Origin of the sequence: Ligilactobacillus equi DSM 15833 = JCM 10991, from assembly GCF_000615765.1 — a bacterium.
Taxonomy (GTDB): domain Bacteria; phylum Bacillota; class Bacilli; order Lactobacillales; family Lactobacillaceae; genus Ligilactobacillus; species Ligilactobacillus equi.
In genome coordinates, this window is the sequence record NZ_BAMI01000025.1 from 14,457 (window position 1) to 28,940 (window position 14,484).

Below are 14,484 nucleotides of genomic sequence, written 5' to 3' on the forward strand. Positions count from 1 at the left end.
TTTTTGGGGGATAAGAATATGGAAAAAAAGAAAAGTTTACAAAACCCATTTTATTTAGGAAGCTCCTTAACCTTTATTCTCTTCTTCTTTGGTTGGGGAATTTGGTGGTCTTTCTTCCAAATTTGGCTTAGACTAAGCAAGGATTTTCTGGTGCCCAAGTTGGTACTATTTACTCTTTTGACTCTGCCTTGACCTTAGTTTTAATGTTTGCTTACGGTTCTATCCAAGATAAGTTAGGCATTAAAAAAACGTTGTTAAATATCTGTGTTTTCTTAGAACTTTTATTAGGACCATTCTTTACTTGGGTTTATGTCCCAATGTTGAAAAGTAATTTTTATTTAGGAGCATTCATTGGCTCTATCTACTTATCAGTGGCTTATTTAGCTGTTTCACCAACTTTTGAAGCTTTGGCCGAAAGAATGAGTCGGCGTTTCTCCTTTGAATATGGTCAATCACGGGCTTGGGGTTCCTTTGGCTATGCAATTGCAGCCTTAGCAGCTGGTTTCTTGTTTAATATTAATCCGTACCTAATTTTTTGGGTAGGTTCCTTCTTTGCACTTTTGTTATTACTAGTGATGCTCTTTTTCAAACCTGAAAATAAGCAAGCAGCTGTGGATAAATACGAAGTTAAAGATGAAGAAGTAAATGAAGAAGAAAAACCTTCTTTCAAAGATATCCTTGGTGTCTTTAAGCTAGTTGAACTATGGAAAATTATCATCTTCATTATCTTGAGTTGGACCTTCTACACAGTTTTTGACCAACAAATGTTCCCTGAATTCTTTACTAAGTTCTTTGGATCAGCAAGTTCTGGAGCTGAAGCTTACAGTATTTTGAACTCTGCAGAAGTGTTCTTAGAATCTATCATGATGGGCTTAATTCCTGTGATGATGCGCAAAACAGGGGTTCGCAAAACCTTATTAATTGGTTTGGTGATTATGATTATCCGGATTGGTGGTTGCGGTTTGGTAACTAACCCATTGGGTGTATCAGTTATCAAGTTACTACATGCCCCTGAAACAGCTATCTTCGTTTTAGCGATGTTCCGCTACTTTACTTTGCACTTTGATACGCGGATTTCAGCTACTGTTTACATGGTTGGTTTCCAAATTGCTGCACAAGTTGGGCAAATTATTTTCTCTACACCATTTGGGGCTTTACACGATAAGATTGGTTACCAAAATACTTTCTTAGTTGTTGCTGGTATTGTTTGTGTTTCTGCTATCTATGCTTTCTTTATTTTAAAGAAGGACGACGAAGACGTTTTGGGTCAACCTTTAGAAGATTAACTTAAATAGTAAACCTTAGAAATTATGTTACTAGAGCATTATTTCTAACGGTTTTTATGATGATGAAATTTTTATCCTATCTCGTAGAAATCTGATAGACCGCTAAAAATATCGTTAAGATTCCTTTAATTCATTGATTTTTTTAAATAGAGCGGTAAAATAGTCTCCGGAAAGGGGATTAAGTTTTATGCGGAAAAGTTTAATTGTAATGGGGACGCTATTGTTAGCGTTGCTTGGTGGTTGGTACCATTATCAGCACCACCATTTCAATCCTAATACCTATATTAATCAAGTGGATGTTAGTGATTTAACGACTGAAAGTGCTTTAAAAAAACTCGAAAAGGTTAAGATTAACAATCAACTTTATGTTGATAATCAGCTAATTTATCAGGGAAAAAAGCTTAATACCGGTGTTACTCCAAGCGACAGTGGTTATCTTAAGCAACTGCTTAAAAAGCAAGCATCTTTTTTCCCTAACCATAAGATTAAAAAGTTTTACGTACCTGCTATGCAAAAAAACTTTGAACGTAACCAGAAATTAGAACAGTGTTTAACCGCATACCTCAAAAGCGAGAATCATAAACGGATACGGCCAGTTAATGCTTACGCAACTTATACTGATGGGCAAGTCAAAATTATCAAGGAAAAGAAGGGCGATGCTTATGATATAGCTAAAATGCTTCAAACCTTGAAAAGACGAGAAAATCAGGGAACAATTAAGGTGAAGTCCCAATACTTACAACCTACAACAAGTAAAAGTAAAGCCGTCCAAAAACAAGCTCAATTCTTAAAAACACTCTTAGCACAAAAAGCAACTTATAAAGTTCAGGGTAAGACTTACGATATTAAAGCAAAAGATGTTATTACTTCAGCTTCCTATCAAACCGGTAAACTATCGCTTGATACCAATAATTTAACTGGAAAAATTATGCAAATTAATCATTCACAAGCGACTTTTGGGAAAGAGTATCTATTTAAAACGTCACATGGGACTAAAATTCGAGTAAAAAACAGCACCTATGGGTGGAAGCTAGCCCCTGCTAAAGCGACGCATCGAATTTTAACGGCTTTAATTAAACACCGCCGAGCATCGCTTGATGCGCAAAAAGATCTTTATGGGACTGGTTTTTATAGTACGGGGACAGGATATAAGCATCTTTCTAATCATGGTCTAGGAACCACTTATGCTGAAGTGTCGCTTACTAAACAACATGCCTGGTTTTATAAAGCTGGCCACCTGGTAGCGTCAGTCTCTGTAGTTACAGGAAACGTGGCTGAACATAGTGAAACTCCTAAAGGGGTCTATTACGTTGGTTATAAACAAGCCCCCACTACTTTACGTGGCCGTCATACTAACGGTACACCATATGCTTCCCCGGTTAAATACTGGGCTCCCTTTACCGTTGATGGTTGTGGCTTTCATGACGCGAGCTGGCGCCACGATTGGTCGCCTAAAGCTTATTTGACTAATGGCTCTAATGGTTGTGTTAATATCCATCCTGAACAAATGTCAACTATATATCATGCTTTAGAGCCAGGTGAACCCGTCGTAATCTATTAAGAAAAACTGCTAGAAATCAACGATTTAGGGATTCTAGCAGTTTTTTATTTTCAAGACTTTTTCGTCATTTCTTAGTGTAGGGAAAGCGAAATGATAGGATAATCTTTATGGAGTAGCGCTTTTTGATAAAATGAAAGTAGAAGTCAATTAGGTTAAAGGTATCACAATATTAGCGAGGTGACAAAAAAGGTTTAGCGATTGTGATTTCAGCCTTAAAAATATTAAGGCTTACATAATAATTTTATCCGTTGTTTTAGTGTGAATTGCACTAGTTTTGATAGAGAGGATTTTAATTATGCAAAGAATTTTTGAAGTTGATCCGTGGAAGGTTATTACCCATACCCTAGATAAGAAAAATAAACGGCTCCAAGAATCCATGACTTAGTTAATGGTCAAGAATTAGTCTTGGAATAAGGGGCTTTTTATGCAAGCAGTAGTTTTTGATTTAGATGGTGTACTAACGAATACGGCTAAATTTCACTTTGAGGCTTGGAGTCGGTTGGTTGGAACACGAAAAATTGGCAGTCACCTTACCGGCTGAGTTTGAAACGAATTTAAAAGGTATTGGTCGCCTTGAATCCTTGGAACGAATTTTGGAATTTACGGGAATGACGGACAAGTTTACGGAAACAGAAGTCAATGCCATGGCTAATGAGAAGAATGATCATTATGTCCAAGTAATTTCTAAATTAACACAGGATGACATTTTGCCAGTAATTAGCCAATTACTGACAGATTTAAAGGCTCATGAGGTGAAGCTTGTTGTTGCTTCGGCTTCGAAGAACGCACCTTTTATCCTGAAAAATCTTGGCCTATTTGCAACTTTTGATGCTATTGTCGATCCAGCTAAGGTCGCGCATGGTAAGCCTGCGCCAGATATTTTTTAGCTGGTGCGAAGGCTTTAGGTGTTGATCCTCGTCAATGCGTGGGGGTGGAAGATGCCACCGCTGGGGTTCAAGCTATTAAAGCTACGGGGATGGTTGCTATCGCTGTGGGTGATAAAGCCGACTTGATTCAAGCTGATGTGGTAGTACCAGCGACTAACCGCCTTAACTACCCTTTACTTGCGGAAGCCTTCAAGCGTTATCATAAATAAAGATTGAATAATCACTGTGATGAAAGTTGCAGTGATTTTTTGCAGGCTAAATTTTTTGACAAACCACTAAGAAAGCTTTATACCATGGGATGTCAAAGGATTTTGATAGACGGTTTCGGGAATTTTTGCTAGCATGGACCTTGAGCAAGGAGGGAAAGTAAAATGAAAATTGGTCAAAAAATTAAAAATTACCGGACTCAGTTGGATTGGACCCAAGAGACCTTAGCACAAAAAATTAAGGTTTCACGACAAACTATTTCTAATTGGGAAAATGATAAAAGCTATCCTGATATTTACAATATTAAGTTACTTGCGGAAGCTTTTAATCTTGATCCGGCTGAACTCTTTAAGGAGGACTTGGATATCATGACAGAAACAATTAACTACCTTGATATTAAGCAACATCGAGCGTTTACAATTGAAATGGTGGTTGCAATGGTGATTAGCGGGGGACTTTTTCTTATCTCCATGTTAACCACGGGTTCGGTAAGCGATATTTGCTTAGGAGCTGCGGGGATGGCTTGGCTGATGGTAATTTTCTTTACCGTTCAAATGCAAGAAATTAACCGTAAATATCAGCTCAAAACCTTCAAAGACATTAAAGCTTTTAGTGAAGGTAAGATTTCCGAACCACAAAAGTACCAACCACACCGATTGCTTATGGGACTGCAATTTCTTTTAATTTTAAGCGGCCCCTTTATCGGTTTACTACTAGCTTATTTATTCATAGGCTAACTTAAAAAGCCGTCTCTAAACCCGCTAAAGTTTGCTGAGACGACTTTCCTAAACCTTGCTTGACTCTTGGTTCATGCTAAGAGTCTTTTTTATTATAACTTACTTTACAATGACATGCAGTACTTTACAAAAAATTTACAGTGGCTTCTTTTTTTGTATAATGCAAATAAGACGTAAAATGTATAGTTGTTTTGATTAAATAACAATCAGTCATGAAGTAGTTAAAAAGATCAAGAGTAACTGAAGAAATATAATGTTTTAATGCGAAAATTGTTTAAATTACGAGGAGGAATTACAGTGGCAAACATATTTATTGGAAAAATGTCGCAAAAAGGACAAATTGTTATTCCGGTGGCACTTAGAGAAGCTTTAGGTTTAGAAAAAGGGAGTAAAGTATCTTTTGAGCTGAATGGTAGAGAAATTACCAACTGCGTTAGACTGGGCTGACTTAGTAAAGCAAATTCCAGTTGAAGAAGTGGAATTTGATGAGAATGGTCACTATGACCCTAAAAAAGCACCTGATTTTCATGATCGGATGGTCAATGGCTAATGGAATCAATGGATATCTATATTGCTAATGTACCTTTTGATGATGCAAATGATTCCAAAGTCCGCCCTGCTTTGGTAATTAAAGTTGGTCGAAAAAAAGTAATGGTGTTTAAAGTTGCTAATTAGTCAACATGCATATTCTAGAAATTCGTGAAGATATTGACGGAGTCCTACAATTAACCGTTAATAGCCAGGCTAATCTGGAAAAGGCTTATTTTCCACCAAAAAGAAAGTGGTGTTGACAGTATTAGTGGCGCTTCAGAAAGCTAAAAACACCCCCAAATTCTCTTGGAAAAATTTGGGGGTGTTTTGCGCAAATATTAGGCTTTGTGTTGACGGGTGTGTTCTGCGAGGTGAACCAAATTAGTTAAAAAGGCATGTGTATGTGCTTCGTAGTGGTATTTACGCCCTAACTTAACAAGATACCCATTGATGTAATCGACTTCTGTTGGGCGATTTTTAGACATATCTTGGTACATTGAAGGGTAGTGAAGAGGGTTAGCAACCTTACTTACATAGTTAACGGATTCTAATTCTTCTTGGCGGGTATTTATCATTTCAATCCCAGCACGTTCACAAACATCATAGGCTTCGTTAATTAATGCAACAGAAAGCTCATCAGCTTTTGCAAAGGCAGCGTATTCACCCATTGTGATTTCAAAGAGGGTACATAAAGTGTTGACAACGGAGTTAAAGACAACTTTAGCCATTAAAGTTCCTTGGAAGTTAGTGGTTAAAGTAGGGTTAAAGTTAGCCTTTTGAAGTTCGGCCACTACTTTATGAGTCATTTCATCTGGTTGTTCGGTATAATTAGCGAGATTCATCGTCCCCGCCCCAGGTTTACCGATGAAGTCAACTTCTCCTGGGCCATCAAGAACGGTCGCTACTAGGGCGGTTCCAGCTAATAATTTTTCAGGTTTAAAGTAATTGAGTAATTTATCCACGTGACCCATCCCATTCATTGCTGTCAGGACATATTGGTCGGCGGTAAAGAAATGCTTACAACGTTCTAGCATATCAGCAAGTTGCATTTGCTTTAAAAAGAATACTAATACATCCGCGTCAGTATTTTGATATTCTTCAGGATAAAAGACTTTAACGGGAACTAAGTGGCGATTTTCATGATCACGTTTAACATAAACGCCACCTTGTTCCTTCATTTTTTCAACATGTGGTTGCCAAGCATCCACAAATTCTACTTCATTACCAGCTTCTTGTAATAAAACACCATAACGTAAGCCCATTGCTCCGGCTCCAACAACTGTAAATTTCATACGAAAAACCTCCTAAAAAATATTATGTAACAGATTAAAAAAGCGTCCTTTGAACTAACTAATTTCAAAGGACGCTATGAGCGTGGTACCACCTCAATTTACCAGTTTCCTGGCCTCAACCATCTAACAAAACTTAGATGCTCCGTCGATAATGGGACAGTTCCAGTCAAAGCTACTAATTTTATGGTTTCACTCTAACCCAGAAAAGGGATTTTCAATCTTAACGCAACTATCTCTTCACAGCGAACCGAGACTCTCTGAAGCTTAATTAAGATTTACTTTGCTTTTCCATTGGTTTACAAATCTTTTTTTAATTTATAATTAATTTACACCTAATTGTATTAAAAAGCAACTACTTTTTTCAAATTTTTCGGTAAGTATTTTACATTTCAATTTGATAATTACGTGACAGCATTTTAAACGTTCAAATAGATAGCGGGAAAGTTTGAATGTATAATGGTTCCGTGACCTAAAAGGTCACACTACTCCGGAGTAGTAATGCTTATAAGTTGACACGACAGCATATAAGTATTACCGGTGATTAGGAGGTGGAGATGTGCATAGCACACTTTTTGATGTGTTGTGCGCCTACGCACAGTAGCTCTTGTGATTGTCAAAATCATTAAGATTGTGGTGGAGTTCTACTTTCCTAAGAAGTAGAGCTTAAGTAGCGCAACCTATATACATTTAACACTTGCGAGTCGTGCCTCGCTTTTACATAAAAATGGTTGCACTTTTCTCAACTGTATGCTAACATACAGTTGTTAAATGTATGGTTGCAAAACCTAAGTTCAAAAATAATTTTTTAGTTTGTGCTAGTCGTTGTTTTCACAACGACTTTTACATAATTGCTCACTTTTTTCCGAAGGTGGGCTTTTTTGTGCAAAAATCAAAATCTAGGAATAACTTTTTGCACGGTAATTGGTTTAGAAGACATCATGTATAACTTCCAAAACTAAGAAATGGCCGTCTTATTGGATGCCATGACGCGGATGTTAATCAGCGATATGAGTGACAAGTTCATGCCAAAATTCCTCAAGAAGACTAACAATCAAGGATAGTTCAACAGTCAATGATTATACCGCAACCGTTTTCTCAAGTGGTTTAAGTTTGAAAGAAATTTAGTTTGAGACACAACAATAGCCTCCTAAAAAAGAAGGCACACCAAATAATAGTAGAATTAGTTAAACTTTTTTATCAATACAACTAAACTACTATAAATCCTTGTTTTTGAGCCAATGCGATAGCCGCTTGGATATTAGAGTTCCATAGAGACGGACAAAAGTTTTGATAGGTAAATTTTTTAACTAAATTCACAAAACAACTCCTAATGGTACAATGATTATAATCAAAAAAACATTATCTCGAGGGATACAATAAAGCTATATGCAATCCCCAGGGGACTTTACTAAGGGCACATAAGTCGCTCACTCCCTATGGCGTGGAGTGTCGAAGGAATCAATACATTAGCTGTGGTCCAGATGCTGTGTACAACAAAATAGACATTTTTGAAATTCGTATGTGAAAGCTAAAGAAACACACGAAGAATGATAAGTATTACGAAAACCCTCAAACTAGGGAGTTAACGTCAAATTCTAGATTGAACAAGGCAATAGTTAGCGTTGGGAAAAATTAAAAATATAAAAAGTTTTGACTATCTAAATTTGGAGAGGCATTGCTTTAAAAGATGAACGATAGTAAAATTATTAACTGTAAATTTTTATTTAGGGAGGGTAGCTTGTGCTTTCACAAAATAAATCTCCTGGTTATTAGATACTAATCTATAACTTGAATAACTGAAATGGAGAAATTAAAATGGATGAATTAAATATAAAGGGTAAATACATAACCTGGCCAACCCTTGCTATGATGGCTTTTGTCACGGTAATTGGTTTAGAAGACATCATGTACAACTTCCAAAACCAAGGAATGGCCGTCTTGACTTCCTGGGTAATTATGGTCTTCTTCTACGTGATTCCTTATTCCTTGATGGTGGGGCAATTAGGCTCCGTCTTTAATCATGAAGGGGGCGGATTGTCTTCTTGGGTACGAGGAACTGATGGTGAATTTCTCGGTTACTTTACTGCCTGGACCTACTGGGCAGCTTCTATTCCTTACGTTATTGATACAGCGAACTGCTTCCTCGTTGATATCGGCTGGGGGTTAACCGGGACGGACGACTTCGAAGATACTAGTGTAATTTCTACACCCATGTTTACTTTGATTTCCTTTATTTTATTCTTGTTGGTGGTTCTTTTATCCCACAAGTTCAAAAATTCCTTGGAAATCTTATCTGACATCGGGGGGATTGCAATGTTCGGTATGACCATTCTCTTTGTTTTGATGGCCTTTGTCGGCCTGGCTATGAGCGGTGGTCATACAGCTAGTGAATTTTCTTGGAACAGTATTGTTCCTAAATTTGACCTCAAATACTTCTCTACGGTAGGGATGCTGATTTATGCGGTTAACGGTTGTGAATTGGTTGCACCTTATGTAACACGGATGAAACATCCTCAAAGAGAGTTTCCTAAATCTATGATTATGTTAGCCTTGATGACAGTTTTCTTGACTTTTTTTGGCTCGATAGCTTTAGGAATCTATATTGACGCTAATCACATGCCTAATGACTTGAAAATGAATGGTGAATACTATGTCTTTGGTGCTATGGGGGAACAATTTGGAATTGGTAAAAGCCTTGTTTACATTTATGCCTGGTGTTCTTTAGCATATAACGTGGCTTTGATGGCCGTCTTACTGGATGCCATGACGCGGATGTTAATCAGCGATACAGGTGACAAGTTCATGCCAAAATTCCTCAAGAAAACTAACGATCAAGGTTTACCAGTCAATGGTTACGCCTTAACTGTTTTTTTAAGTGGTTTTATTATGATTTTAGGGGTTTTCTTGCCAGAAATGAATGACGTCTTCAACTGGTTATTAAACTTAAACGGGATTATCTCGCCAGCCGTAACTTGTTGGATTTTCTATTCCTTTATGCGGATTCGCGGACGTGATAAGGCCAAATACCCATCTGAATACGTCTTTATCAAAAACGATAAGATTGCTTGGACGGTGGGATTGATTTTGTTGGTAGTTACTGCTATTGCTACAATCCTGGGAATTGCCCCCCAAGATGTTAAGATGCTCTCCAATACCTGGTGGTATGAATTAGTTATTAATATCGTTTCTATCGTGGTCTTAGTTGGGTTAGGTGTGCTCTTGCCATCAATTCGACGGCGAGAAGACCAATATGGTTACGCTTTTGATAAGTACCAATGGCGGGCTATTATTGGGATGATTTTAGGTTCCATCATCATTGATGTTTGGCTAGGTGGGACGAAATTACCTGGGCGTGTTTGGATGATTGTTGTTGAAGCTATTTTAGCTTTAATTATTGTTTGGTTGATCGCTCGTCGTAAGCCCGGTAAACACCCATCTAGAATTGAAATGGATATTTAAAAATATGAAGTCGCCTTGAGCGACTTTTTTAGTAAGATTAATTTCTCACAATATTTATCTTCAAATTTATAATTGTTTTAAAAATATTAAACTTTTTGTCGGAAAAGTACGAAGTTATAGAAAATCGGTTTAAAATCGAAAAAGTAAAATGATTTGATTGAGTAACTGAACCAGGGATATGCAAAAAATATATTAATCGGTTTTATGATGGTCCCGTCTAGGCCTTTAAAGCACCTTTAGTAGCCATTTTTATTAGTACGATGTTAAAAAACAATTTTATGTAACATTTACGGAATGTTGATATATCAGCATTTCTATGCTGGTAACAAAGATTATTTTGAATTCTTGAATATAATTTTCCCAAAATGCTGATTTTAAAGTATTTTTAAAGTGTTACCCACAAAAAGTTTTGACTATCTTTTTAGGAATATTAATTGACTGAGGTTATAAAAAGTTATAAAATTAATTCTAAGTTATAAAAAGTTATAAAAAGAGGAGGACTGTATGAAGAATCCATTTAGTCCAAGTTTCGGGAGTGTGCCTGATAATTTTATTGATCGACAATTATTAGCCCAAGAAACAATTAGAAAAATCCAGGAAGGCGATAAATTGTACCAAACTTCCTTAATTTACGGCCAAAGGGGCTCTGGGAAAACCGCTTTGATGACGGAAATTGCTAAGGCTCTTAGTCAACATGCAGATTGGCTAGTGGTTAATCTTATTTTGGAGAGCGACTTAATTTTGTCGATTTTGAGTCAACTTCAAAATCAAATTAACCAGAAAAACTAACTGCCAAGCTAGATTTGAAAGTTAGTTTTTTAGGACTAGAACTTGGTACCAGTCTTAGTGCCGAAAAACATAGCCTTGATTATCAGGCCATTCTTTTTAACTTACTGCGGGATTTGAAGAAACAGGGTGTTCAGGTTCTGATTACCATTGATGAAATTAAGCGACGCCAGAATTAAGGAAGTTTATTAGTTACTACCAGTTAATGATTCGTGAGGACCTAGCGGTTGCTTTAATGATGGCTGGTTTACCGAAAAATGTTTCTGAGTTGCAAAACGATGATGTCTTAACCTTTTTATTGCGCGCTAATCGTATTGTCTTAAACCCACTGGATTTAATGATTATTAAAGATAGTTACCAAATGCTGTTTAAGCAAGGAAGCTACAAGCTTGAGTTAAAACCCGCACTTTACATGGCCAAACAAACGGCGGGCTTTGCTTATGCCTTTCAATTGTTAGGTTACTTGCTTTGGGATCACTTAGAAACTAGCACTGAAACTACTTTAACTATTGCAACAGTTGATGCCGTTCTCGAGGAATTCCACCAAATACTTTATCGGAATGTTTATCTGCGGATTTATGGTAGTTTGACGGTCAAAGAAAAAGAATACCTGCAGGCTATGGCTCAAATTGGCGGTGACAAAATTAAAAATGCGCAAATTGGTGCGGTGCTTCAAAAGCCAGCTAACTATCTTTCTGTTTACCGACGTAAGTTAATTGACAGCCAAATTATTGTGGCTACCGATTATGGTTATGTATCCTTCCTTTTACCAGCATTTGGAAATTATCTAGAAGAGCAGATGTTACTGGAAAGTTTATAAAAGGGGAAATTTTGAATGATATTTTTCAAAAAAGAGACTTATTTAAAATAGATAGTAGTCCCGGAACATTATAAAATACAATTCGTCAATTAAAAGCATGAATTCCTTGTCAAATAAGGTATTCATGCTCTTTGTTATATTTGACACTAAGTTGGTTAGCCTATCAAATATGGTTTGCAAACAGTATTTTAGATGTATGCTGAAACTAGTAAACTTGATTATAAAAAATCCACGTCGCATGGGGAAATAACGTGGATTAAGGGGAAAGTATTAGTATGAAAAAAGTTTTAATGTTATTAGCTATGCTTTAAAGATACGACAGAAATTTGAAGAAAATATGACGAAAAATTTGGAAGTTAGTTTTTTAATTCTATCTTTCCGAAAAAGGTATATATTTTAGAAAGATTATTAACAACAAAGGAACTCCATTTCCTCTGATACTTTCTCTTATGTTCGCCTTTCTAAAAATAAAATAAGTTATTTGGAAAGCTTAAGCAACAGTGTAAAAGATGACGTATCTCAATATTGACGTATCAGTTGATTTAGCCTAAAATTTGAGTATTAATTTTTTTGCGAGGTTAACTTGTGTTTCACACGATTTTTTCGGCAGCTACTGCCTATCTATCTACTAATATTGATTATTTGGTTCTATTGATGGCCTTCTTCTCCCAAAGTCAATCCCGGTACAAATTTCGAGATGTATTTTTAGGTGATGTTATGGGCTCATTTGTCCTAGTTATGGGATCTTTGACTTTAGGCGTTATTTTACACATCATCCCCGAAGAATGGATTCTCGGATTTTTAGGAATCATTCCCTTTTACTTTGGTTGCAAATTAATCTTGCAAGGGATGTCTGATGATGACCAAGTCCAAGCCGACTTTAGTGGTTTTAAACTTAGTCGCTATGTAGCTTTGATTACCATTACGTCTTGTAGTGCTGATAATATTGGTATTTATACCCCACTATTCGCCTCTATGCAGGTCGCAAGTGAAGTTTACCTGACGCTATTGACCTTTGCAGTGATGTTAGTTCTGGTCTTTTTAACAGCGATTATCTTGTTTCATATTCCAATGATTACAACGATTATTGAAAAGTATGGTCGCTGGGTAAGTGCCATCATTTATCTTGGCCTTGGTAGCTATATCATGTACGAAAGTGGCACTATTAATCATTTATTGCTATTGTTACACTAAAGCTGAATATTTAAGACGTTTCTTGCTTACAAGAGGCGTTTTTTATTTTCCCAAATACTTGATCTAATAATATGGTTGTATAGTTTAAGTGCAAAACGTATAATAGTCCTAGGGTATGATATGAAAAAGGATGTAATAAAAATATGTATACGCAAACTAAGAATAAATCAAAAATTCGAGGAATTGTTATCATCAATCTTTTCTTGGTGATTTTACTAGGGATCTTCATTTTCTTTGGTGTTCAGAGATTTTATCAAGCAAACGAACGTCGGTTACTTCCATAAGATAAAATGTATCTTATGGAATCTACCCGGCAAAAAAATCAGCTGGTTCAAACGACCTTCCAACTAAAAATTGGTGCTGTTACTCGTTTAGCAAATAGTTGGGCAAGCGAGTTACCTCAAGGTAATTATCTTGAGCAACTAAGACAACTTAGCGGTAGCCAAGATTTTGAAAACCTAATTTATGTTAATGCGTCTGGCCATGGTTATACTAGTAATAATCTCGAAGGAGATTATCAACATAAGGATTTCTATCTGCAGGGGATGAAAGGTAAAACTGGAACTACCACTCTCATGACTGAGACAGGGGCCCGCGCAATTGTTTCATATGCTCCTGTGAAACAAGCTGGGGAAATAGTCGGCGTTTTAGCTGGTTTAACCAGCAAAAAGTCAGTGGAAACATTGTTAAAAGAATACATATACGACTTCAAAGCTAATGTTTTTTTATGTGATGAACGTGGAAAAATTCTTTTTTATTCCTCCGAGCATAATTTTGATATGGTCAAAAATATCACCGATACTAATCCTAACCCCGGTAAAGATCGTGACCGAATGATTAAGAAGATGTTAACCACGATGTCTACCCATAAAACTTTAACCATGAAATACTTTGGAACTTCCGGTGTCAATTCCTATATCAGAATGGTACCAGTTAAAGATACGCATTGGACTTTGGTTATGAGTTTTCCATCCGCAGCTGAAAAGAAGCTTCAAGGTCAAGCTAACAAATCCGCTCAAAGTCTGATGACCGTTATTAGTACCTCGCTAATAGCGTATATTAGTTTGATTGTTATTTTTACTTTTACCACGCTACATAGAGAAAGGCGTCTAGCTGAACAGGCCAAGCAACTCGATCATGATGAGATGACGGGATTATTTCACCGCCGGGCCTACGATGAAAATCTCGCACGCATTCCGACCGATGGTAATTATCTCTATTTTGCGATTGATGTCAACGAATTGAAAAGAACCAACGATAACTTGGGACATGCAGCTGGGGATGAGTTACTGATGGGAGCCGCTAAGTGCATGAAAACATGCTTTGCTGGTGGGAAGGTCTACCGCATTGGTGGTGATGAATTTGTCGCTGTGATTAAAGCAACACCGGAATCTGGTAAAATCTTGCGCCAAAGGCTTCATGAACTATGTACAAATTGGCATGGCAAAAAAGTAAAAGAATTGTCAATGTCGGTGGGGTTTGTCAGTTTAGATGAATATCCTGACAAAAAGCCTCAGGAAATCATCGCATTGGCAGATGAGCGTATGTACCTAGAAAAAAGTGCATTTTACCAACAAAGTGGGCATAATCGTCGACGTTAACTTTAGTCAGCATAAAGAAGCTATGGGACGACCGTAGCTTCTTTTTGTTTGCGAATTTTTTTATCAAAAGGCTTGACTTGTAGTTAACTCCAAGTAATATCATAAGTTCATGTAAGAATTTAT

Annotated in this window: 12 protein-coding genes, 2 pseudogenes and 1 other annotated feature; of the genes and pseudogenes, 13 read left to right on the forward strand and 1 reads right to left on the reverse strand. The window is 36.8% G+C overall.

What is annotated here, in order from left to right:
• Positions 1-18 precede the first annotated feature (18 nt).
• The 7 genes and pseudogenes from JCM10991_RS12990 to JCM10991_RS16140 all read left to right on the forward strand — a co-directional run bounded on the left by JCM10991_RS12990 (position 19) and on the right by JCM10991_RS16140 (position 5,353).
• Positions 19-1,286 (forward strand): annotated as a pseudogene (locus JCM10991_RS12990) (oligosaccharide MFS transporter).
• A gap of 187 nt (positions 1,287-1,473) precedes the next feature.
• Positions 1,474-2,847, forward strand: coding sequence for a L,D-transpeptidase (locus tag JCM10991_RS06615; protein WP_025020920.1), 1,374 nt, complete (start codon positions 1,474-1,476; stop codon positions 2,845-2,847).
• Between the two features lie 424 nt (positions 2,848-3,271).
• Positions 3,272-3,943, forward strand: a pseudogene (gene pgmB / locus JCM10991_RS12995) (beta-phosphoglucomutase).
• 162 nt (positions 3,944-4,105) lie between these two features.
• Complete coding sequence (locus JCM10991_RS14465; protein WP_025020921.1) at positions 4,106-4,678, forward strand: helix-turn-helix transcriptional regulator; 573 nt, start codon at positions 4,106-4,108, stop codon at positions 4,676-4,678.
• 321 nt (positions 4,679-4,999) lie between these two features.
• Positions 5,000-5,125 carry an AbrB/MazE/SpoVT family DNA-binding domain-containing protein gene (locus JCM10991_RS15740; RefSeq protein ID WP_225349940.1) on the forward strand — a complete coding sequence of 42 codons (126 nt, stop codon included), beginning with the start codon at positions 5,000-5,002 and terminating at the stop codon, positions 5,123-5,125.
• A complete protein-coding gene (locus tag JCM10991_RS15745; protein WP_035188254.1) occupies positions 5,088-5,228 on the forward strand; it encodes a hypothetical protein in 141 nt (46 codons plus the stop codon). Before JCM10991_RS15740 ends, JCM10991_RS15745 begins: the two co-directional genes overlap by 38 nt.
• Positions 5,228-5,353 (forward strand): hypothetical protein, encoded by a 126-nt coding sequence (locus tag JCM10991_RS16140; RefSeq protein ID WP_263640294.1) that lies wholly within the window; start codon positions 5,228-5,230, stop codon positions 5,351-5,353. Before JCM10991_RS15745 ends, JCM10991_RS16140 begins: the two co-directional genes overlap by 1 nt.
• A 194-nt stretch (positions 5,354-5,547) precedes the next feature.
• On the opposite strand, the gene JCM10991_RS06645 is transcribed toward JCM10991_RS16140, so the two are convergent.
• Positions 5,548-6,501, reverse strand: a complete 954-nt coding sequence (locus JCM10991_RS06645) for a ketopantoate reductase family protein (RefSeq protein ID WP_025020922.1) — start codon at positions 6,499-6,501, stop codon at positions 5,548-5,550.
• A gap of 64 nt (positions 6,502-6,565) precedes the next feature.
• Positions 6,566-6,802, reverse strand: a binding site (T-box leader).
• Positions 6,803-8,316: 1,514 nt separating this feature from the next.
• On the opposite strand from JCM10991_RS06645, the gene JCM10991_RS06650 reads away from it, so the two are divergent.
• The 6 genes from JCM10991_RS06650 to JCM10991_RS06670 all read left to right on the forward strand — a co-directional run bounded on the left by JCM10991_RS06650 (position 8,317) and on the right by JCM10991_RS06670 (position 14,361).
• Complete coding sequence (locus tag JCM10991_RS06650) at positions 8,317-9,960, forward strand: APC family permease (RefSeq protein WP_025020923.1); 1,644 nt, start codon at positions 8,317-8,319, stop codon at positions 9,958-9,960.
• Positions 9,961-10,464: 504 nt separating this feature from the next.
• Positions 10,465-10,749 carry a hypothetical protein gene (locus tag JCM10991_RS15750; RefSeq protein WP_225349937.1) on the forward strand — a complete coding sequence of 95 codons (285 nt, stop codon included), beginning with the start codon at positions 10,465-10,467 and terminating at the stop codon, positions 10,747-10,749.
• 14 nt (positions 10,750-10,763) lie between these two features.
• A complete protein-coding gene (locus JCM10991_RS15755; protein WP_225349938.1) occupies positions 10,764-10,925 on the forward strand; it encodes a hypothetical protein in 162 nt (53 codons plus the stop codon).
• Between the two features lie 26 nt (positions 10,926-10,951).
• Positions 10,952-11,566 (forward strand): DUF8462 domain-containing protein, encoded by a 615-nt coding sequence (locus tag JCM10991_RS15760; protein WP_225349939.1) that lies wholly within the window; start codon positions 10,952-10,954, stop codon positions 11,564-11,566.
• Positions 11,567-12,151: 585 nt separating this feature from the next.
• Complete coding sequence (locus JCM10991_RS06660; RefSeq protein ID WP_025020924.1) at positions 12,152-12,760, forward strand: cadmium resistance transporter; 609 nt, start codon at positions 12,152-12,154, stop codon at positions 12,758-12,760.
• Positions 12,761-13,050: 290 nt separating this feature from the next.
• On the forward strand, positions 13,051-14,361 hold the full coding sequence (locus JCM10991_RS06670) for a sensor domain-containing diguanylate cyclase (protein ID WP_081781959.1): 1,311 nt from the start codon (positions 13,051-13,053) through the stop codon (positions 14,359-14,361).
• Positions 14,362-14,484: the final 123 nt, after the last annotated feature.

Excerpts from the sequence above, each read along its gene's own strand:
- JCM10991_RS06615 (WP_025020920.1), top strand. The coding sequence starts at position 1,474 with ATGCGGAAAAGTTTAATTGTAATGGGGACGCTATTGTTAGCGTTGCTT.
- JCM10991_RS14465 (WP_025020921.1), top strand. The coding sequence starts at position 4,106 with ATGAAAATTGGTCAAAAAATTAAAAATTACCGGACTCAGTTGGATTGG.
- JCM10991_RS15740 (WP_225349940.1), top strand. The coding sequence starts at position 5,000 with ATGTCGCAAAAAGGACAAATTGTTATTCCGGTGGCACTTAGAGAAGCT.
- JCM10991_RS15745 (WP_035188254.1), top strand. The coding sequence starts at position 5,088 with ATGGTAGAGAAATTACCAACTGCGTTAGACTGGGCTGACTTAGTAAAG.
- JCM10991_RS16140 (WP_263640294.1), top strand. The coding sequence starts at position 5,228 with ATGGAATCAATGGATATCTATATTGCTAATGTACCTTTTGATGATGCA.
- JCM10991_RS06645 (WP_025020922.1), bottom strand. The coding sequence starts at position 6,501 with ATGAAATTTACAGTTGTTGGAGCCGGAGCAATGGGCTTACGTTATGGT.
- JCM10991_RS06650 (WP_025020923.1), top strand. The coding sequence starts at position 8,317 with ATGGATGAATTAAATATAAAGGGTAAATACATAACCTGGCCAACCCTT.
- JCM10991_RS15750 (WP_225349937.1), top strand. The coding sequence starts at position 10,465 with ATGAAGAATCCATTTAGTCCAAGTTTCGGGAGTGTGCCTGATAATTTT.
- JCM10991_RS15760 (WP_225349939.1), top strand. The coding sequence starts at position 10,952 with ATGATTCGTGAGGACCTAGCGGTTGCTTTAATGATGGCTGGTTTACCG.
- JCM10991_RS06670 (WP_081781959.1), top strand. The coding sequence starts at position 13,051 with ATGTATCTTATGGAATCTACCCGGCAAAAAAATCAGCTGGTTCAAACG.